14 protein-coding genes are annotated in these 20,376 nt (G+C 45.9%); 7 read left to right on the top strand and 7 right to left on the bottom strand.

The features are described from left to right. Nucleotides 1–13 precede the first annotated feature (13 nt). Both CWB99_RS15540 and recN read left to right on the top strand, forming a co-directional pair. Nucleotides 14–589, top strand: a complete 576-nt coding sequence (locus CWB99_RS15540) for a hypothetical protein (protein ID WP_138549802.1) — start codon at nucleotides 14–16, stop codon at nucleotides 587–589. An 88-nt stretch (nucleotides 590–677) separates the two neighbouring features. Next, nucleotides 678–2,354: a DNA repair protein RecN gene (gene recN, locus CWB99_RS15535; RefSeq protein ID WP_138549801.1), complete on the top strand. Its 1,677-nt coding sequence runs from the start codon at nucleotides 678–680 to the stop codon at nucleotides 2,352–2,354. A gap of 603 nt (nucleotides 2,355–2,957) precedes the next feature. Here the strand turns inward: recN and CWB99_RS15530 are convergent. The 3 genes from CWB99_RS15530 to CWB99_RS15520 all read right to left on the bottom strand — a co-directional run bounded on the left by CWB99_RS15530 (nucleotide 2,958) and on the right by CWB99_RS15520 (nucleotide 9,715). After that, nucleotides 2,958–4,373: an FAD-dependent oxidoreductase gene (locus CWB99_RS15530; protein WP_138549800.1), complete on the bottom strand. Its 1,416-nt coding sequence runs from the start codon at nucleotides 4,371–4,373 to the stop codon at nucleotides 2,958–2,960. Nucleotides 4,374–4,381: 8 nt separating this feature from the next. Then, entirely contained in the window at nucleotides 4,382–8,842 is a 4,461-nt protein-coding gene (gene gltB / locus CWB99_RS15525) for a glutamate synthase large subunit (RefSeq protein WP_138549799.1), read from the bottom strand. A 525-nt stretch (nucleotides 8,843–9,367) separates the two neighbouring features. Further along, nucleotides 9,368–9,715: a Grx4 family monothiol glutaredoxin gene (locus CWB99_RS15520; protein WP_046006741.1), complete on the bottom strand. Its 348-nt coding sequence runs from the start codon at nucleotides 9,713–9,715 to the stop codon at nucleotides 9,368–9,370. A gap of 273 nt (nucleotides 9,716–9,988) precedes the next feature. Here CWB99_RS15520 and CWB99_RS15515 point away from each other — a divergent pair, with 273 nt between their 5' ends. The 4 genes from CWB99_RS15515 (at nucleotide 9,989) to CWB99_RS15500 (ending at nucleotide 16,010) form a co-directional block, all read left to right on the top strand. Continuing rightward, nucleotides 9,989–10,570, top strand: a complete 582-nt coding sequence (locus CWB99_RS15515; RefSeq protein ID WP_054014023.1) for a Fe-Mn family superoxide dismutase — start codon at nucleotides 9,989–9,991, stop codon at nucleotides 10,568–10,570. Between the two features lie 687 nt (nucleotides 10,571–11,257). Beyond that, nucleotides 11,258–13,180, top strand: a complete 1,923-nt coding sequence (locus tag CWB99_RS15510; RefSeq protein ID WP_054014024.1) for a PrkA family serine protein kinase — start codon at nucleotides 11,258–11,260, stop codon at nucleotides 13,178–13,180. 23 nt (nucleotides 13,181–13,203) lie between these two features. After that, nucleotides 13,204–14,484, top strand: a complete 1,281-nt coding sequence (locus CWB99_RS15505) for a YeaH/YhbH family protein (RefSeq protein ID WP_138549798.1) — start codon at nucleotides 13,204–13,206, stop codon at nucleotides 14,482–14,484. A gap of 14 nt (nucleotides 14,485–14,498) precedes the next feature. After that, nucleotides 14,499–16,010 carry a SpoVR family protein gene (locus tag CWB99_RS15500; RefSeq protein WP_138549797.1) on the top strand — a complete coding sequence of 504 codons (1,512 nt, stop codon included), beginning with the start codon at nucleotides 14,499–14,501 and terminating at the stop codon, nucleotides 16,008–16,010. A 187-nt stretch (nucleotides 16,011–16,197) separates the two neighbouring features. Here CWB99_RS15500 and CWB99_RS15495 read toward each other — a convergent pair whose 3' ends face one another. Then, entirely contained in the window at nucleotides 16,198–17,169 is a 972-nt protein-coding gene (locus tag CWB99_RS15495) for a sensor domain-containing diguanylate cyclase (RefSeq protein ID WP_138549796.1), read from the bottom strand. A 4-nt stretch (nucleotides 17,170–17,173) separates the two neighbouring features. Further along, nucleotides 17,174–18,178: a response regulator gene (locus CWB99_RS15490; RefSeq protein ID WP_138549795.1), complete on the bottom strand. Its 1,005-nt coding sequence runs from the start codon at nucleotides 18,176–18,178 to the stop codon at nucleotides 17,174–17,176. A gap of 203 nt (nucleotides 18,179–18,381) precedes the next feature. On the opposite strand from CWB99_RS15490, the gene tpx reads away from it, so the two are divergent. Then, a complete protein-coding gene (gene tpx, locus CWB99_RS15485) occupies nucleotides 18,382–18,969 on the top strand; it encodes a thiol peroxidase (protein ID WP_138549794.1) in 588 nt (195 codons plus the stop codon). A gap of 78 nt (nucleotides 18,970–19,047) precedes the next feature. Here the strand turns inward: tpx and CWB99_RS15480 are convergent, their stop codons facing one another. Next, nucleotides 19,048–19,482 carry a GNAT family N-acetyltransferase gene (locus tag CWB99_RS15480; RefSeq protein WP_138549793.1) on the bottom strand — a complete coding sequence of 145 codons (435 nt, stop codon included), beginning with the start codon at nucleotides 19,480–19,482 and terminating at the stop codon, nucleotides 19,048–19,050. A gap of 48 nt (nucleotides 19,483–19,530) precedes the next feature. Then, the gene (locus CWB99_RS15475) at nucleotides 19,531–20,274 is read right to left on the bottom strand and encodes a sporulation protein (protein WP_138549792.1); all 744 of its coding nucleotides are present in this window, start codon (nucleotides 20,272–20,274) and stop codon (nucleotides 19,531–19,533) included. Nucleotides 20,275–20,376: the final 102 nt, after the last annotated feature.

Raw genomic sequence — 20,376 nt, 5'->3', positions numbered from 1 at the left:
AAAGTAAACCAACATGAGCTACGTTGTTTTCGTATCTATTACCTTATTGATCACCATTTTGGGGGTTTATGTGGTGATTGAGAATAACCGTAAAAAAGCACGCGAAGCCGAAAAGCGGGTGTTCAATGAACGTCTGAAAGAGATCAGCAGTCACTTCAAAAGTAAAATTAGCGAATTCGTAAGTTACAAGCTGATCCGCCCAAAGCACGCGCCTCAATTTAACGCCATTGTCGGCAATTTCTTTGTTGTGCAAGCCCACAATGACGAGAACCTGGAAGCATTAGAGCGTGTTACTGATCATTTGCTCGCCACAATTGGCACTGAACTGAATAAATGTCGTGAAAATGGCAATTTGGAGCTCCTGGCCGACCAGCTATTTATGTTTGTCAGCGAGCTACCCTCTGCCGGGATAGCTTATAACAAGGCATTTTACAGCGAAATTTTACCCGCGTTGATTTCACGGATCCAAACACCAGACACACCTGTGCAAACCGACACGCAGGAAGCTGGGCAGAGTGAGGAAGATGCGTCAGCTCAAACCGAGAATGACGACCCCTCGGGACAGCAACAAAAAGCCGCCGCCCTGTAAAAACCTGGGTAACAAAACGCAATTTCAAGTTGCATTTTTCAATGATGCTGTATAAATTAACAGTAATTGTACTGTTTGGATATACAGCATGCTTCTTAGTCTGCAAATCAAAAACTTTGCCATTGTTAACGAATTAACCATTGACTGGCGCTCAGGTATGACTGCCATCACCGGCGAAACCGGTGCAGGTAAATCCATTGCAATCGATGCACTCTCTTTGTGTCTGGGTGAGCGGGCAGACGTTGCCAGCATTCGCCCTGGTGCGACCAAAGCAGAGATAACCGCTCAGTTTGATATCAGGCAGCTTCCCAATGCTCAGCAGTTTTTGAACGATTTAATGCTGGACGATGAAGAGCAAAACTGCATTTTACGTCGTGTTGTTATGCAAAATGGCCGCAGTAAAAGTTTTATCAACGGCAACTCTGTAACGGCTGCGCAATTAAAAGAACTCGGACAGCGACTCATTGCCATTCATGGTCAGCACGCCCACCAGCTACTACTTAAGCCCGAGCACCAGCTAGGGTTACTGGATGCCTATGCAGGTCACGATAACCTGTTACACGCCGTGCGTGCTCAATATCAACATTATCATACGCTACAAAAAGAGCACGCAGAGCTCATAAAACAACAACAGGCGCAGGCGGCCAAAAAACAATTGCTTGAATACCAAGTTCAGGAACTGGATGAGTTTGCGCTGGAAGAAGGCGAGTATGAGCAGATTGAAACTGAGCATACACGATTGAGTCATAGCCAGACGCTGGCAGAAAGCTGTCAGCGTGAACTGATGTGCCTGTCTGAGCAGGATGACCAGACTGTATTAGGGCAACTTCAACACAGCGTACAAACCTTCATTGAACTAAGCAATTATGACCCTAAACTGCAGGAGATCAGCCAACTGCTGGGGGAGGCTGCAGTGCAACTCGAAGAAGGCTGCCGAGAACTGCGTGCCTATGGTGAAAACATCGAACAAGACCCGGAACGTCTGCAGGCCGTCGAAGACAGGCTGGCACAAGCAATGACCTTATCACGTAAACACCAGATCAGCCCCGAGTTGCTACATCAGCATCATCAACAGCTGCACCAAGAGCTGGCATCTATCTGCTCTAACAATGAGCGCATCGAAGATCTGCAACACGAAATAGCAGAGGCATTACACGCCTATCAAATCTCAGCGGCACAGCTTAGCGAAAGCCGTGCGCAAGCTGCACTGACTTTGAATGATTTAATCAGTGAAAGCATGCATGAACTGTCGATGGAAAACGGCCAGTTTGCTATTCAGCTTAATCAGCATGAAGACAGGCGCCCCAATGAACTGGGCATGGATAAGATCGAGTTTCTGGTTTCGACCAACCCGGGTCAGCCTCTGCAAGCGCTGGCCAAAGTAGCATCGGGCGGTGAACTGTCACGGATCAGCCTGGCTATTCAGGTGATTATCGCGAACCGAGTTACCACCCCTACTCTGATATTTGATGAAGTAGACGTTGGTATTTCGGGTCCCACAGCCTCACAGGTGGGGAAACAATTACGCCAGCTTGGTAACTCAACCCAAGTGTTCTGTGTGACTCACTTGCCCCAGGTTGCCTGTAGTGGTCATCATCAGTTCTTCGTTTCCAAGCGTGTTGAATGCGGTGAAACCTTTACGTCTATGCTGCCATTGGTGCAGGAACAACGCGTTGACGAAATCGCGCGCTTACTTGGCGGCGACAAAATCAGCAGCACCACACTTGCCAGTGCTAAAGAGCTGCTTGAGGTCCAGGGGGCGTAACATCAGGCGGGAGTGACTCAATTAAGCATACCTGAGTGCAGGCGCTTCTGCCCTTATTTAATGTTGTTGATACTTCGATAATAGCTGTTTAGGGATTGGTTGGTTATCCGCTCAGTACCGATGAGCAGGTACGAGCGGACCAGATGTCAAAAGCATGCACAATACTTTAAATTATGCCCGGTGTTTGACTTCATAACCCAAAGTTAGCCGCTCTTACTAGGGCAGATTCTGCGCCTTAATGCTATCTTACCTTGTGAGATATCGTGTGCTCTGGGAAACGAATTTATCAGACCGCACAGATACAGCCTTTAACTCTTAACACAATACCCGCGATTTTTACTCGCCCCCATATAGGGGTTACTCCATCATTAGCGATTCGTTTTCCTTCAGCCAGTAGACTATTTGTTCATTTGTTCGATAGTTCATAATTCCTTCAAATGTAACCAAACTCCATGCTTAGCCCGAGCCTACCCTAGTTAGTGATTTAATCCAAGTGCTGAACGAATAGGTACATCCAAAAAACAAAAAGCCCGCTGTTAACCAAAATGGTTAATAGCGGGCCAATTTTTATGGTGAAGCCATGCTCTGCCAGAGTAAGCGACTTTACACCCCTAAATAATCCATGATCCCTTCTGCTGCGTTACGGCCTTCGAAGATGGCGGTAACCACCAGATCGGATCCGCGAACGGCATCACCGCCGGCAAAGATTTTCTCATTGCTGGTTTGGTGCGTAAATGCGCCCTTTTCAGGCGCTACAATACCGCCCCACTCATTGATGGCAACGTCATAGGCTGCCAGCCAGTCAAGATTGTGGGGCTTAAAACCAAACGCCATGATAACGGCATCGGCTTCAATCAAGTGCTCAGACCCAGGCACCTCTTGTGCCCGTCTGCGACCATTTTCATCCGGGTCACCCAGCTCAGTCCGCACCATGCGAACACCCGCCACCTGACCATGTTGATCGAGTTCAATGCCTTTAGGCTGAACATTGAATCTAAACTTAACGCCCTCCTCTTTGGCATTCTTAACTTCACGACGCGACCCCGGCATGTTGGCTTCGTCCCGGCGGTACGCACAGATCACAGACTGTGCACCCTGACGCACAGAAGTGCGCACGCAGTCCATTGCAGTATCACCGCCGCCCAGCACCACCACCCGTTTACCAGCCATATCTATGTACGCCTGTTTGCTTTCGTCATAACCCATGACCCGATTAGTGTTACCAATCAAAAACGGAAGCGCATCATACACATGCTCTGCATCTTCATTGTCCAGCCCGGCGCGCATGTATTGGTAGGTACCGACCCCAATAAATACGGCATCATATTGTGCGAGTAGCTCGTCCATACTGATATCTTTGCCAATCTCAGTATTAAGGCAAAACTCCACACCCATTTCCGAAAAGATCTCGCGACGCTTCTCCATCACTGATTTTTCCAGCTTGAATGACGGGATGCCAAACGTCAGTAATCCCCCAATCTCCGGGTTGCGATCAAACACCACGGGTTTTACCCCATTACGCACCAAAATATCCGCACAACCAAGCCCGGCAGGACCCGCGCCGATAATGGCCACCTTTTTGTCAGTCCAGGTGACATAAGACATGTCGGGTTTCCAGCCCTGTGCAAATGCGGTATCCGTGATGTACTTTTCAATATTACCAATCGTCACCGCACCAAACTCATCATTAAGTGTGCATGACCCCTCACACAACCTGTCCTGTGGGCAAACCCGACCACACACTTCAGGCAGGCTATTAGTCCGGTGCGACAATTCCGCAGCCTCGAGGATCCTGCCCGTACGGATCAACTTTAGCCACTGCGGAATATAGTTGTGCACCGGACACTTCCACTCGCAATAAGGATTGCCGCAATCTAAGCAACGGTCTGCCTGAGAGCTGACCTGCTGCTTTGAAAACGGTTCATAAATTTCGACGAAAGAGCTCTTGCGTGTCGTGATAGGCTTCTTTCTCGGGTCGATGCGCTGTACATCGATAAATTGATAGACATTTTCGCTCATACTTCCCCCTATTGTGCCTGTACGCGCAATTCAGCACTGCTGCGTGCACGGTGCCCCAGCAAGCTCTTTACATCGCTCGATTTTGGTTTTATCAGCCTGAACATAGGCACATACAACTCAAAATTAGCCAGGATCTGCTCCGCTCTGCAAGAGGCTGTATTCTCCAGGTGCTCAGCAATCAGGCCTCGTAGGTGCTCCTGCATGGTTTCTAGCCCTTCCAGAGAAAGCACTTCAACCAGCTCAGGGTTGTAGCGCTTGTCAAAATCTCCGGCTTCGTCCAGTACATAGGCAAAACCGCCAGTCATTCCGGCGCCAAAGTTAACGCCAACCTGACCTAACACACAGACAACACCACCGGTCATATATTCGCAGCCGTTATCACCTAATCCTTCAACAATCGCTTGTACTCCTGAGTTACGTACGGCGAATCGCTCTCCGGCGCGCCCGGCAGCAAACAACTTGCCACCGGTTGCACCATACAAACAGGTGTTACCCGCAATAGTAGCCTGATGTGTCAGGAAGCTAGAGCCTACAGGTGGCCGTATCACCAACTTGCCACCAGCCATGCCCTTACCCACATAGTCGTTGGCATCACCAACCAGTGTCATTTCAAGGCCACCTGCATTCCATACACCAAATGCCTGCCCTGCAGTGCCGTGCAGTTCGATAACCACAGGATCTGCCGCCATACCTTGGTTGCCGTGACGAGAAGCTATATATCCAGACAACATAGCGCCCACAGAGCGGTCAGTATTTTTAATGCGACTCACCAAAGAGGTACCGGTTTTATCATCTATCGCTTGTTTCGCTTTCTCAAGCAAGCTCTCATTGAGTTGACCCTGATAGTGCGACGTGTTCGGCGCACTGCAATAGAGTGTTTCGCCCGACGGATTCGCCGGTTTTGCCAGCAAAGGTTGTAGATCAAGCTTTTGCTGTCTTGCGGTTGTTCCATCCAGCACCTCGAGTAAGTCCGTACGCCCGATTAAATCGGTCAACTTGTTTATGCCCAGCGACGCCATGATCTCGCGAGCTTCCTGAGCAATAAAGCGGAAGTAGTTCATCGCCATTTCTGGCAGGCCATGGTAGTGCTTCTGGCGCAGTGTCTCATCCTGAGTAGCTACGCCGGTCGCACAGTTATTCAGGTGACAAATACGCAGGTATTTACACCCCAGAGCAACCATAGGCCCAGTTCCGAATCCAAAGCTTTCGGCGCCCAAGATTGCCGCCTTAATAATGTCCAGGCCAGTCTTGAGACCACCGTCAGTTTGCAGTCGAATACGGTGACGCAGGCCATTTTCTACCAATGCCTGCTGCGTCTCAGCCAGGCCTAGCTCCCAAGGGCTGCCAGCATACTTGACCGAAGTGAGCGGGCTTGCCCCCGTTCCACCATCGTAACCGGCGATCGTAATCAAGTCCGCATAGGCTTTCGCAACACCTGTTGCAATCGTGCCTACACCAGGTTCCGACACCAGCTTGACGGAAATCATTGCCTTGGGGTTGACCTGCTTGAGGTCAAAAATCAATTGCGCCAGGTCCTCAATCGAATAGATATCGTGGTGTGGCGGTGGCGAAATCAAAGTAACACCAGGCACAGAATATCTCAGTTTGGCGATGTAAGGTGTCACCTTTTCACCCGGCAACTGACCACCTTCACCAGGCTTGGCGCCTTGCGCAACTTTTATCTGGATCACATCCGCACTTTGCAAATAATGGGGAGTTACACCAAATCGGCCGGAGGCAACCTGCTTGATACGTGAATTTTTCTCGGTACCAAAACGTAACTTATCTTCGCCCCCTTCACCGGAATTAGAGCAGCCTCCCAACCGGTTCATAGCAATCGCCAGTGCTTCATGCGCTTCCGGTGATAAAGCACCAATGCTCATCGCTGCAGAGTCGAAACGCTTGTATAATTCGGTTACAGGCTCTACGTCATCAATATTAATGGCTGTGCAATCCGTTTTCAGCGCCAGCAGGTCTCGTAGATTAGTTACCGGCCGGTTGTTCACCAGATTGGCATACTTTTGATAATCCTCGTAGTTTCCTGAACGCACAGCAACCTGCAAAGACTGAACTACGTCCGGGTTATAGGCGTGATACTCACCACCATGAACAAATTTCAGTAAACCACCGTGAGAGAGCAGCTTACGCTTACTGTACGCCAGTTTATGCAACTGTTTACCGTCTGCTTCAAACTCAGCAAAACCAGCTCCCTGGATGCGACTACTGACGCCGTTGAAGCACAGTTCAACAATTTCATCAGACAAGCCCACCGCTTCAAACAACATCGAACAGCGATAAGAGGCAATGGTACTGATCCCCATTTTGGACATGATCTTGTACAAGCCTTTATTAATCGCATTGCGATATGCCAACGTTACTTCGCGATAAGTTTTTTCAATCACTTTGCTGTCACACAGCGCAACCAAAGTCTCGTAAGCCAGATAAGGGTATATCGCTGTTGCGCCGAATCCGAGTAACACTGCAAATTGATGCGGATCACGTGCACTGCCCGTTTCAACAATAATGTTAGAGTCACAGCGTAGATTCGTATTCACCAACCTATGTTGTACAGCCCCTACTGCCATTGCTGCAGGTATGGGCATAGTATCCTGAGTGATATCACGATCACTTAACAACAACATCACACATCCGGATGCAGCTTTATGCTGAGCTTCATCACAGACCCGCTCAATGGCGCTTTTCAGGCTTTCTGCCTGTGGATTGTAATTCAAAGATATGCGGCACACACTATAGTGATCATCATCCGCCGCCAACAGTTGTTGAATGTCAGAGAAGGTCAGGACAGGTGAATCAAATTGCAGACGTTTGGCGTGGCCAGTTGTCTCGTTAAACACGTTCTGCTCACGACCGATGCAGGTTGCAAGCGACATCACGTGATTCTCGCGCAAGGGATCGATAGGCGGGTTGGTTACCTGAGCAAATTTTTGCCTGAAGTAGTCGTACAGCGAACGTATTCCTTCAGAGAGCACTGCAAAAGGCGTGTCGTCTCCCATAGAGCCGGTGGCTTCCTGACCATTTTGGCCCATCACACGGATCACCTGATCGACCTCTTCGTTGCTGTAGGCAAACAGCTTTTGATAGACGAGTAATGTCTCATCATCAAAATCACGCTGACCCGCATCCGCTTCGTTAAGCGCTTCAAATGGCGTCAGCCGTTTAACGTTTTGTTCCAGCCAGGTTTTGTATGGATGTCTGGCTTTCAGATCTTCATCAATTTCGTCAGACTGCCAAATCTTACCATGCAGTGTATCCACCACCAGCAACTCACCCGGTCCAACACGCCCTTTCTCAACCACTTCATCGGGCTCGTAATCCCATATGCCCACTTCAGAAGCCAACGTGATGAACCCGTCCTGCGTAATGACGTAACGCGCCGGACGCAGACCATTTCGGTCGAGGTTGCAGGCCGCAAAGCGACCATCAGACATAACGATGCCTGCTGGTCCATCCCAGGGTTCCATGTGCATCGAGTTAAAATCGTAAAATGCTCTGAGTTCATCATCCATTGCACGGTTTTTCTGCCAGGCAGGTGGCACCAGCATACGCATAGCGCGAAAGATATCCATACCCCCAGCAAGAAACAGCTCCAGCATGTTATCCAGACTGGATGAGTCTGAACCGCTTTCGTTTACAAATGGTGCCGCATTTTGTAAGTCAGGCAACAGAGGCGAGGCAAACTTATATGCACGCGCTTTGGCCCACTGCCGGTTTCCGGTAATGGTGTTTATCTCACCATTGTGTGCCAGGTAGCGAAAGGGCTGAGCCAGTGGCCAACGCGGTTGCGTGTTCGTCGAAAAGCGCTGGTGAAACACACAAATAGCACTGGTCATCCGGATGTCAGCCAGATCAAGGTAAAAGTTAGGCAGATCTGCTGGCATCATCAGACCTTTATAGATGGTTACCAGACCCGACAAACTCGCAATATAAAAGTCTGGATCTGACTCCAGCTGCTTCTCAATACGACGACGTGCGATATAAAGTCGGCGTTCCAGGTCTTTTGGACGCCATCCTTCCGGCGCAGACACGAAGACCTGTTCAAACAGGGGCAATTGCTCCGTTGCGATAGGACCAAGCATGCCTGGGTCGGTAGGGACAGTTCGCCAGCCCACCAATGTCAGGGTTTCTTTTTCTAGCTCGTTGTTGATGATGTCACGGGCTTGTTTGGCAAGCGATGGATCTTGGCTAAGGAACACCATACCAACCGCATAATTTTTGCCAAGATGCCACTCGTTTTCAGCCGCTACAGCTCTGAAGAAGCTGTCTGGCTTTTGTAATAATAAACCACACCCATCCCCAGTCTTCCCATCCGCTGCGATGCCCCCGCGGTGCTGCATTCTGTCCAGACCGGTAATTGCCGTGCGGATCAGCTTGTGGCTGGCCAGACCTTGTGTGTGTGCGATCAAACCAAAACCACAGTTTTCTTTTTCTAATGCCGAGTCATATAACATGGACTCCTCCCCTTGCTACAACTGCCAGCCGGTAATTTCAGACGAATTACTGGCAGATAATCAAAGCTAGCCCTGATTAGTATTCGAGTCAATACAATAAAGAATAGTTATTCACATACATGAATATTTCTCATAAAAAAGGTACTTAAACAACACCCTGGTAATTTACAAATATTTCAACACACGTAGAAAAACACAAAATGACACCGGTATCAAACCAAAAAAGTGATAAATAACACCTGTAAAAAGGGAAGTTTACGTTAACGTAACACCCAACATAACAATGAATAAATATTCATTATTTCGAGTATGAATTTGGCAACCCCTTAATCTATGCAGGGTTAATGCTTGACGCATGCGTAAACTTGGTGTTGCAAAAGCTAGAATAGGCCGTGAAATTAACGAAAAGATCTCAATGATTAGAAGCAGTGTTCGCAGGTATAAGCAGACATGAATGAAAAGCAATGGCACATAAAAAAGGCATGCAACTAACGCTGACATGCCCCAAAACGACTTCAAGCAGAATTACTCTGCTTTTTCAGCGTCGTCTTCTTTGTATTTTGCAGCCGTTTCCGCAATCAGAGGTTGCAACTCACCTTTTTGGAACATTTCAATGATGATGTCACATCCACCAATCAACTCACCTTCGACCCAAAGCTGCGGAAATGTTGGCCAGTTGGCATAATGAGGCAGCTCAGCACGAATGTCTGGGTTAAGCAGAATATCGACGTAAGCAAATTGCTCGCCACACGCCATCAGCGCCTGAGATGCCTGCGAAGAAAAACCGCAGTTAGGTAACTTGGGCGATCCCTTCATATATAGGATGATCGGATTCTCTGCGATTTGCTGTTTAATCTTTTCAATGGTTTCCATTATTTACCTCAAAATGACGATAGCATAGCTCAGCATATCATCCACTTTGCCAGTCGACCTCTGTCTTTTGTCAGTTAGCCCGTACAAAATGAATGCAATCTAAGCCATTCATTCTACAAGTCTTGGCTATTGCCATTGCTGTTTGCCAAAACTTGAGTAAAATACTCAGGAATTATAGTATCACTATATGCCGTCAAATCGTATAGAAATGTAAGCTAAGATAGAGATTGCTTCTATTTGCTTTGGCAATTTAACAACGAAATGGAGATTAACATGGCTTTTGAACTACCGTCACTTCCTTATGCTATCAACGCGCTTGAGCCGCATATTTCTCAGGAAACTCTTGAGTTTCACCACGGTAAACACCACAACACGTACGTTGTAAAACTGAACGGCCTTATCCAGGGCACAGACCTTGAAAACAAATCTTTAGAAGAAATCGTATGTAACTCTGAAGGCGGTGTATTCAACAACGCTGCACAGATCTGGAACCACACTTTCTACTGGCACAGCCTGGCACCAAATGGTGGTGGCGAGCCAACTGGCAAAGTAGCAGACCTGATCAATGCGAAATGGGGCTCATTCGCTGCATTCCAGGAAGCATTCAACGACAAAGCAGTTAACAACTTCGGTTCTAGCTGGACTTGGTTAGTTCAGCTTGCTGACGGCTCTTTAGATATTGTTAACACATCAAATGCAGCGACACCACTAACAGAAGAAGGCGTAACGCCAATCATTACTGTAGACCTGTGGGAACACGCTTACTACATCGATTATCGCAATGTTCGTCCAGACTACCTGAAAGGTTTCTGGGCACTGGTTAACTGGGATTTCGCAAACGAGAACCTTGCTTAATTTCAGACTCTGTAAAAAGGCGCTTTTCATAGCGCCTTTTTTCGTGCCTTTCCCTCTTCTTTCCCTCCTGTGGCACATATTTCTGTCGCTTATTCGTATCTTTAGAGCTAAAAGCCGTTATACCAATTTGCTTAATTAAGTGTTCTATTTTGAAGCGAGAAAATATCGTCGATAACACCGCTCACGCGTCCTGCTACCGCTGAGGCACCTATGTCCATATAGGCGAGGCAAAAATTTGCGAACTTATACCTTAGGTAAAGGTTCTAAATGATAAATTTTTAACACAGTTAGCGTAATATTTGCTCCTTCAAATTGAGCAGGTATTAAGTGAAATTGGTATTGTGCAAATATCCACTCCGTCAACGCCTGCCAACCATGCACTTTGGTGTATTGTCTGTGTGCCAGAACTACCGTCTGTATCAAACTAAATAACGATTAAAAACCACATTCAGAATGCACGAATCAGCTTGTAGTGAGCGACTTTGTGCTCCTAATTTGACCATTTGTTTGAAAAGTTCGATTAAAAGCACTGTAAAGACCAATTGATGAAAAAATTTCACGCCTGCATAGTAAGTTTAGTGAACATTAAATTACTGGAATTTTTGGGCAAATTTTAAATATCCCTACTAAGCTTTAAGTAGCCTTGCATTAAGAGACCGCATCATCAACAGGTTATTGGAGTTCATTATGAGTATATTTGAGCATTACCAGTCCAGATACGAAGCGTCCCAAGAAGAAGAGTTCACCATAGCGGAATATTTGGAAATATGTAAAGAAGACAAAGCAGCATACGCCAGTGCACCAGAGCGTTTGCTGATGGCAATTGGTGAACCAGAAATGGTCGATACTTCTACGGATGCTCGGCTTAGTCGCCTGTTTTCAAACCGAGTTATTGCTCGTTACCCTGCATTTCATGAATTTTACGGTATGGAAGATGCCATTGAACAGATAGTGTCTTACCTCAAACATGCCGCACAGGGCCTTGAAGAATATAAACAAGTACTTTATCTATTAGGTCCTGTCGGGGGTGGTAAATCATCCATTGCAGAAAAGCTAAAATACTTAATGCAGCAAGTGCCTATTTATGCAATCAAAGGCTCACCTGTAAACGATCATCCTCTAAGCTTGTTTAATCCACTTGAAGACGGTGAGCTGCTGGACAAGGAGTACGGGATAAACAGCCGTTACTTACGCACTGTGATGTCGCCCTGGGCAACCAAACGCTTACATGAATTCAACGGGGATATTTCTAAGTTTCGGGTCGTGAAACGGTATCCCTCTATTTTGGACCAAACCGCCATCGCCAAAACAGAACCGGGTGATGAGAACAATCAGGATATTTCAGCGCTGGTTGGTAAAGTCGATATTCGAAAACTAGAGCATTATGCCCAGAATGATCCAGACGCCTATTCTTATTCAGGAGCTTTGTGTCTGGCCAACCAAGGGTTGATGGAATTCGTAGAAATGTTTAAGGCGCCCATTAAAGTTCTGCACCCTTTGCTCACTGCAACACAAGAAGGAAATTATAACGGCACCGAAGGTATTTCCGCCCTGCCCTTTAACGGGATCATCCTTGCGCACTCCAATGAATCAGAATGGCAATCCTTCAAAAACAACAAAAACAACGAAGCGTTTCTTGATCGGGTGTTTATTGTTAAAGTGCCTTATTGCTTACGTGTTTCTGAAGAAGTCAAAATCTACAAGAAACTGATTGAAAACAGTGAACTGAGAACTGCACCATGCGCACCAGGTACACTCGAAACACTCGCGAAATTTTCGACGTTGTCGCGTATCAATGAGCCCGAAAACTCCAGCATTTATTCAAAAATGCGCGTTTATGATGGCGAAAGCCTCAAAGACACAGATCCAAAGGCTAAGTCTTATCAGGAATATAGAGATTATGCCGGGGTGGATGAAGGGATGACTGGCCTTTCTACCCGGTTTGCCTTCAAGATATTATCTCGGGTCTTCAACTTTGACCACGCTGAAGTCGCGGCCAATCCAGTTCATTTGTTCTATGTACTTGAGCAACAAATTGAACGTGAACAGTTCAGCGCAGAAATTCAGGAACGCTACTTAAGCCACCTGAAAGGCTATTTGATTCCGCAATATGTTGAATTTATTGGCAAGGAACTACAAACTGCGTACCTCGAATCTTATTCCGAATACGGGCAAAACATTTTTGACCGCTATGTCACTTATGCTGATTTTTGGATTCAGGATCAAGAATACCGGGATCCAGATACTGGTCAGCTGTTCGACAGAGCGGCGCTCAACGCCGAACTAGAAAAAATAGAGAAACCTGCTGGTATCTCAAACCCCAAAGATTTCCGTAATGAAATCGTCAACTTTGTATTGCGGGCACGTGCTCATCATAATGGTGCGAACCCAGTCTGGACCAGTTATGAAAAGCTCAGAACCGTAATAGAGAAGAAAATGTTCTCGAACACGGAAGAGTTGCTGCCGGTTATCTCTTTCAATGCAAAGACCTCTGCCGAAGATCAGAAAAAACACGAAGACTTTGTCAATCGAATGATGGAAAAAGGCTATACCCAGAAACAAGTCCGCTTGCTATCTGAGTGGTATTTACGGGTTAGAAAATCTCAATAACATTAGCGGTTGGAGGGTGTTCTATGGCACATTTCATCGATCGTCGACTGAATGGCAAGAATAAAAGTACGTTGAACCGTCAGCGCTTTATCAGACGCTATAAAAAGCAGATAAAAGAAGCGGTTTCAGATGCCATCAACAAAAGAAGTGTTACTGATGTCTCCAGTGGAGAGAGTATTTCTATACCACAAAGAGACATCAGTGAACCCATTTTTCATCAAGGGAAAGGGGGGAATCGAGAACACATTCATCCCGGCAATGATCAATTCACGACGGGAGACAAAATCCAACGCCCACCCTCAGGTCAGGGTGGCGGCGCCGGAGAAGGCAACGCGAGTGACCAAGGTGAAGGTCAGGACGATTTTGTGTTTTCAATTTCAAAAGATGAATATCTGGATCTCTTGTTCGAAGACCTTGAGTTGCCAAACCTGCAAAAAAGTCAGCTCGACAAGTTAGTGCAAATGAAAACACACAGAGCTGGCTTTTGTAACGATGGTATGCCAAGCAACTTGGATATTGTGAGATCGTTGAAAGGCTCAGTAGCCAGGCGCATTGCTATGACCGCAAGCAAAAGAAAGCAGCTTAAAGAGCTAGAAGAGCAATTAGCGGCTTTGCTTGAGGAACCTGTACCAAAGCAAACACAAATCCAGCAACTTGAGCGAGAAATAGCAGAGCTTAAGCGCAAGATAGATGCGGTTCCTTTTATTGATAACTATGACCTGCGGTTCAGAAATTATGAAAAGCGCCCACACCCTACAAGTAAAGCTGTCATGTTTTGCCTGATGGATGTATCTGGCTCAATGGATCAGGCAACCAAAGATATGGCGAAGCGGTTTTATATTTTGCTTTATCAGTTCTTAACACGAACCTACAAAGATATCGAAGTGGTCTATATCAGGCACCACACGCAAGCGAAAGAAGTCGATGAGCAAGAGTTCTTCTATTCTCAGGAGACTGGCGGCACCATAGTGTCCAGTGCGCTGAAACTGATGGATGAAATCATTGCAGACAGATATGCACAAGGTGACTGGAACATCTATGCCGCGCAGGCATCTGATGGTGACAACTGGGCAGATGATTCACCACACTGTACAGACATACTAACGAACAAGCTGTTAAAAGTAGTGCGTTACTATGCCTACATCGAAATCACCACACGCGCGCATCAAAGTCTTTGGCGCGAGTACCAGGGCATTGCGGATACATTTGACAACTTTGCTATGCAACACATTCGTTCTGTCGAAGATATCTATCCGATATTCAGAGAGTTGTTTAAGAAAAACCGACAACAAAATGCAGCCTAACTGGGGGAGTGCCTATGACATATAACCCGCTAAATGATGGCCCGGACTGGACGTTCGACTTGCTTGAAGAATATCAGGCTGAGATTGCTCGAGTTGCGGCCCATTACAGACTGGATACCTATCCGAATCAGATTGAAGTGATCACCGCGGAACAAATGATGGATGCCTACTCCAGCGTAGGCATGCCTATAGGCTATGCACACTGGTCTTATGGTAAGAAGTTTATCCAGACGGAACAAACCTACAAACGAGGACAAATGGGCCTCGCTTATGAAATTGTGATCAACTCAGATCCGTGTATCGCCTATCTGATGGAAGAAAATACCATGCCAATGCAGGCGTTGGTAATGGCACATGCCTGCTACGGCCATAATTCGTTTTTTAAAGGGAACTATCTTTTCAAAGCATGGACAGATGCATCGTCGATTATTGACTATCTGGTCTTTGCAAAGAACTATGTCGCTAAGTGTGAGCAAAAGTACGGCATAGATGAGGTTGAAAACCTGCTCGACTCCTGCCATGCATTAATGAATTATGGGGTAGATCGCTATAAACGCCCGCAACAAATCTCTATGTACGAGGAGCAAAAACGCCAAAAAGAGCGAGAAGATTATCTACAGTCTCAGGTCAATGAACTCTGGCGAACCATCCCCAAAGGGAAACAACAGGATGAACGAGAAGATGTTAAGTTTCCTTCTGAGCCTCAGGAAAATATCCTGTACTTTATCGAAAAGAACGCCCCATTGCTCGAATCCTGGCAACGCGAGATCATTCGAATAGTACGTAAAGTATCTCAGTACTTTTATCCGCAGAGACAAACTCAGGTGATGAATGAAGGCTGGGCCACGTTTTGGCACTATACGATATTGAACCACCTATATGACGAAGGTAAGTTAAGCGACGCATTTATGCTAGAGTTTCTACAAAGTCATACCAATGTCGTATATCAACCTCCATACAACAGTAAGTTTTACTCTGGCATAAACCCGTATGCGCTGGGGTTTAATATGATGGTGGATATCCGCAGGATCTGTGAAAACCCAACTGACGAAGACAAGTACTGGTTCCCAGAATTTGCCGGTAAGGATTGGCTAGATACACTCCATTTTGCCATGGAGAACTTCAAAGATGAAAGCTTTGTTAGCCAGTTTCTGTCTCCGAAAATCATGAGAGATTTCAAGTTATTTACTATCATAGACCAGGAAAAATCACCCCATCTGGAAGTAGGAGCCATTCACGATGAATCTGGTTATCAGAAGGTCAGAAATAGTTTGTCTGCACATTATAACCTGAGTAATCACGAACCCAATATTCAGGTGTACAATGTGGATATACGAGGCGATCGTTCACTGACATTAAGGTACGTTCCTCATAACAAGGTCCCCCTTGCAGACTCAAAGAAAGAAGTACTTAAGCACCTTTACCGATTATGGGGATTTCCAGTTAAACTTGAAGAGCAACAGGATGACGGTACGGTGAACATTCTGGGTCAGTGTCCTCAGGAAAATAAAGAAGACTCCATTTAGCAACTAAAGCCCTTATGAAAGGGCTTTTTGTCATTCTGAGTAACATCTTTCTGATTTAGAAAGCTATGGTACCGAACTATCTAAATGCCTCACTGTGTCATTTGCCTGGAAAGAGCTGCCATTTCATTTCTAACGGCGTGATTTGGCACCTTGTTACATGAATTGATAATACGCAAGTTGATACTATTTAGTGCGCCATAGACGGATCATACACAGTAACTATGTTTCGGCCATTTTCTTTAGAGTGGTAAAGCGCTGTATCAGCGGCTTCTATCCATTGCTCATATTTTTCAAAATTGTCATCGCAGCAGGCGATGCCCAGGCTCACAGTCAGCTTAATCTCTTTATCGTCATAGTAAATTACTGAGTTTTCAATCAGGCAACGTAGCCTTTCAGCAAATACCTTCGCGCCCTCAGCATCGGTATCCACCAGAGTTACAGCAAACTCTTCTCCACCATAACGCCCCGCTACGTCGGTTTCACGCAATGTCTTTTGTAACAGATCTGAGATATGTCGAATGGCCTCATCGCCGCCACTATGACCATAGGCATCATTAATACGCTTAAAAAAGTCGATGTCGAACATTAACAAACTGCTGCTACCATGGCTGCGCTGTAAACGCTTGAACTCAGTTCTTAGACTTTGCTCCCAATAGCCACGATTCGCAAGCTTAGTAAGGCTGTCTGTGCGGCTCATTTTTTCCAGCGTTTTATTGACCTTCTCAAGCTCAAGCTTGTTCATTGCCTCGTCTGTCACATCGTAAATAATCACACAAATGTGTGCTACTTCGCCAGTTACAGTCGTCAGCGGGATAAAGGTTGCATTTTGATACATATAATCAGCCTTTCCTGTGATTGGCCGATAATTTCTAAAGCGGAAAATATAGGGCTGCTGTTCCCAGATCGTGAAAGACCGGTTTTTGAGTACAAATACAGGTTCTGATTTACTCTTAAACCAAGCCTCGTCAATACTGGGGAACAAATCAAAGACATCTTTGTCTTTAACTGCACTTGGTAGCAAGCCGGAGTGGTTTTCCATAAACCCATTCCAAATACACACTCGATAGTTCCTGTCTAAAACGACCAGGCCGACATCAACTGTGTTAAACATATCCATTAACCAATGGATCTCATTCATGTCAAAATCAGATGCTGGCATAATTCTAATCTTCTAACAGGTACTCAACTTTATATTTGAGTGTTTTAAGTGAGTCTTCAGTAAACAACAACATTAAATCGCAGTTTATGTCGTGGTCTTCTATTCCGTAACTTATTTCAATCGCTAGCGTACGTTGCCAACGGTCTTTGTTCGCCTTAACGAGCTCAGAAACTTCACAATGCTGCCCTAGCACGACTGGGTGGCCCTGGCTAAATGGCATGTCTAACTGCTTTGATAAACCCGTTAGGATGGCACCAATCAGGATATTACTAATGTCCATAAGCAGCTCAAGTTCAACTTTTTGATTGAGTTCACCCGTATAGCTCATCAATGATGCAATTTCCTTGAAGCTGGAGTCATTGAGTAAAAGCAAGGCTTCTCCTGATACTCCGCCTCCGATAAACCCCTGGCATACACCCGATGTCGTGGCGCTTGCATCAATCGCTTGCAACGCCATGTGTAGCTCATTAACCTCAAGCACGTTTACATTTGGGATAGGTAATTCTACGAATACATTGAGTAGCCGAGCGAGCAAATCACCTGCCTGCCCCATTGCTACGTTTGTGATTTCTTGATAAATATCTCGGATCTCAGGTTCAAGTTGCTCACCGAGCTTATGCACCAGATTGGCACGAATGGCTTTGTCTTTGATCCCATGATGCGTAATGATTTCTTCCAACTTTGCAGCATCACAGGGCTTACGTATAAAATCGATTGCACCTAATTCCATTACTCTTTGGTGCGCATTGGGCTGGATATCTCCAGAGACGACAACTGTCAAAACATTCAATCCTTGTTCGTTTATTGCTTGTAATACCTCATATCCATCCATGTGAGGCATGTTTAAATCTAAAAAGAGGATCTCAGGGGAGACCATTTTTATTTTTTCAATGCAATCCAGGCCATGCTCTGCAAATTCCACTTTAATATCCCAGTCGTCCGGCAATGATCGCGCCAGTTGCCGGCGAGCCAATTTAGAATCATCGCATATCAGGACAGGTGTTGACATAAAAGCTCTCTTCGCATTTTCAGCTAACTAGTTGTAAGAAGCCGAAAATTTTCTATTTATAGTTATGACATAGCAGCATTTTAGGACTTACATGGTAATCAAAGCTTAACCGATTTACAATCCAATTTACTGCAAAGGTTGGTTATATAATTCCAGTATAATACACTGACGGAAATTGCGAAAAATTAAAAAGGGAATACGTTATGCGAATCATATCCTTGCTGACAGCATCATTGTTGACGTTGACTAACCCAGTCTGTGCCAGCGAGCTGCAAGAAAACCAGGTTGACGCAGGAAAAGTCAGTGCACAGGGGAAGCCTGTCACTCTATTGGGCCAGGGCATTAAGGTGGGCGACTCGGCCCCCGACTTTAAAGTGGTTGATAGCAGCTTTGTACCAGTTACATTAGCCAGTTACGTGGGTAAACCCGTTTTGATCAGCGTCGTACCCAGCCTGGATACTGGGATCTGCTCTTTGCAGACCAAGTATTTTAACGAAAAAGTGGCAAAAGAGTTCTCGGAAGTCGCAATGCTTACCATCAGCGCAGACCTCCCTTTCGCTCAAAAACGCTTTTGTAAATCAGAAAACATTGATCAGATTGATACATTATCGGATTCAGTCTGGCGTGATTTCGGTGCCAAATATGGCCTTTACATTAAGGATATGGGCCTGTTGAGCCGAGCTGTACTGGTCTTAGACAAAGATCACAAGGTGGTTTACAAACAGCTGGTTAGCAATCTAGCCAGTGAACCGGATTACCAAGGCGCGATTGAGGCGTTGAAACAACTTTAATTTCCCATGCCCTAATCAGCTTTGACGTTACACAGATGTATATAGGTTTACCTTCACATCTGTGTACCATTTCATCCCTTAAGAAAGTACCATATCTATGTGTTCAATCCCGTCTTCCAGATAAGCCTGGCTGCATATTTCAAAGCCGAGAGACTGGTAAAATTGAGTCAAATAGGTTTGCGCAGAGATATGTATGGGTTGCAAGCCATAATGTGTGCGGCAGACTTCTATTGCTCTGGTCATCAAATTCTGGGCTATGCCTTTACCGCGACAGGCTTGTGAAACCAGCACACGGCCAATTGCACTACAACCCGAGGCCGATTTATAGCACCTTGCATAGGCCTGTAACTCGCCTTCCTCGATTAGAAAAACATGTAAGGTATCTGACTTTTTATCCGTCTCGTCGATTTCCTGGTAAGCACAGGCTTGCTCCACAACAAACACAGCAATACGCGTGTGAAAAATACTAAACAGCTCGTCATGAGACAGTTCGTAAAAGGTTTTAACTTGCATGAATTTATCACTTGAAAAGATACGCCCCTAACGAGGCGCAACTACAGTTCAGGCAAACAGCCTTTCCAGTTGATCACATAACTGGGATAAGTTCACCTGATCGTGCTCAATAGTCAGGTCAACATAGCCGTCGCCGCGAAACGCCCTGTCTAACTCTATCAACACATGCGTTCGATGTGCCTCAGGGACAAAAGATAGTTCCACTTCCTGTAAACCAAACAGGGATGTGCTGGCAGGACGATATTCTATTTCCTGATAACACCCCGATACAGACTGAAAGTTCGACGCCTTGAGATACCCTCGTTCAACGTCCGCCTTCACCATTTTAAAACCAAGCTTATCCATGGCCACAAGACAATTTTTCACGGCCTCATTCGGATAAATATGCAGTAAATCTTTGTCGCTTGGGTCCATCGCCAAATCAATGTCGAGTCCCGTTTCCAGCCAAACATAGCTGTGATTATAAGGCGCATTAATTTCGGTGATCGGGGTTTCTGAGTGCAGGCGAGCCTCAAATGGGATCACTTTTTTCTCGCCCGGTGCAATTGTGAATTTGCTGCCGACACGCCATTTTTCGATTACCTGATTTGCATAGTATTCGCCACTGTCACCTTCAACCTTCACTTTTGTCATCAACGCCAGCTCTAGTCCACTCACCTCTTGCTCTACATCACCACCCAGAACAACTATTTGCGCCTGGAATTTTTGACCTGGATGCAAATGTTCTGTTTCTAAAATTGTATCTACTTTCGCGGCACCAATACCTACGGATGCCAAGAGCTTTTTAAACATCTTATCTCCTCTCGAGGATGTCCCCTTATCCGCATCTTAACCACATTTTTTCTGGTTTGTCAGCGAAAATTTATAGCTATCAGATAAATAGTTGACATCAAA

Source organism: Pseudoalteromonas rubra, from assembly GCF_005887095.1.
In the GTDB taxonomy this organism is placed as follows: domain Bacteria; phylum Pseudomonadota; class Gammaproteobacteria; order Enterobacterales; family Alteromonadaceae; genus Pseudoalteromonas; species Pseudoalteromonas rubra_E.
Note: the sequence above shows the minus strand (reverse complement) of the source record. Positions and strands in the feature narration are given on the sequence as shown.

What these genes read in the sequence shown, in the direction of transcription:
- CWB99_RS15540 (WP_138549802.1), top strand. Translation starts at nt 14, where the DNA reads ATGAGCTACGTTGTTTTCGTATCTATTACCTTATTGATCACCATTTTG.
- recN (WP_138549801.1), top strand. Translation starts at nt 678, where the DNA reads ATGCTTCTTAGTCTGCAAATCAAAAACTTTGCCATTGTTAACGAATTA.
- CWB99_RS15530 (WP_138549800.1), bottom strand. Translation starts at nt 4,373, where the DNA reads ATGAGCGAAAATGTCTATCAATTTATCGATGTACAGCGCATCGACCCG.
- gltB (WP_138549799.1), bottom strand. Translation starts at nt 8,842, where the DNA reads ATGTTATATGACTCGGCATTAGAAAAAGAAAACTGTGGTTTTGGTTTG.
- CWB99_RS15520 (WP_046006741.1), bottom strand. Translation starts at nt 9,715, where the DNA reads ATGGAAACCATTGAAAAGATTAAACAGCAAATCGCAGAGAATCCGATC.
- CWB99_RS15515 (WP_054014023.1), top strand. Translation starts at nt 9,989, where the DNA reads ATGGCTTTTGAACTACCGTCACTTCCTTATGCTATCAACGCGCTTGAG.
- CWB99_RS15510 (WP_054014024.1), top strand. Translation starts at nt 11,258, where the DNA reads ATGAGTATATTTGAGCATTACCAGTCCAGATACGAAGCGTCCCAAGAA.
- CWB99_RS15505 (WP_138549798.1), top strand. Translation starts at nt 13,204, where the DNA reads ATGGCACATTTCATCGATCGTCGACTGAATGGCAAGAATAAAAGTACG.
- CWB99_RS15500 (WP_138549797.1), top strand. Translation starts at nt 14,499, where the DNA reads ATGACATATAACCCGCTAAATGATGGCCCGGACTGGACGTTCGACTTG.
- CWB99_RS15495 (WP_138549796.1), bottom strand. Translation starts at nt 17,169, where the DNA reads ATGCCAGCATCTGATTTTGACATGAATGAGATCCATTGGTTAATGGAT.
- CWB99_RS15490 (WP_138549795.1), bottom strand. Translation starts at nt 18,178, where the DNA reads ATGTCAACACCTGTCCTGATATGCGATGATTCTAAATTGGCTCGCCGG.
- tpx (WP_138549794.1), top strand. Translation starts at nt 18,382, where the DNA reads ATGCGAATCATATCCTTGCTGACAGCATCATTGTTGACGTTGACTAAC.
- CWB99_RS15480 (WP_138549793.1), bottom strand. Translation starts at nt 19,482, where the DNA reads ATGCAAGTTAAAACCTTTTACGAACTGTCTCATGACGAGCTGTTTAGT.
- CWB99_RS15475 (WP_138549792.1), bottom strand. Translation starts at nt 20,274, where the DNA reads ATGTTTAAAAAGCTCTTGGCATCCGTAGGTATTGGTGCCGCGAAAGTA.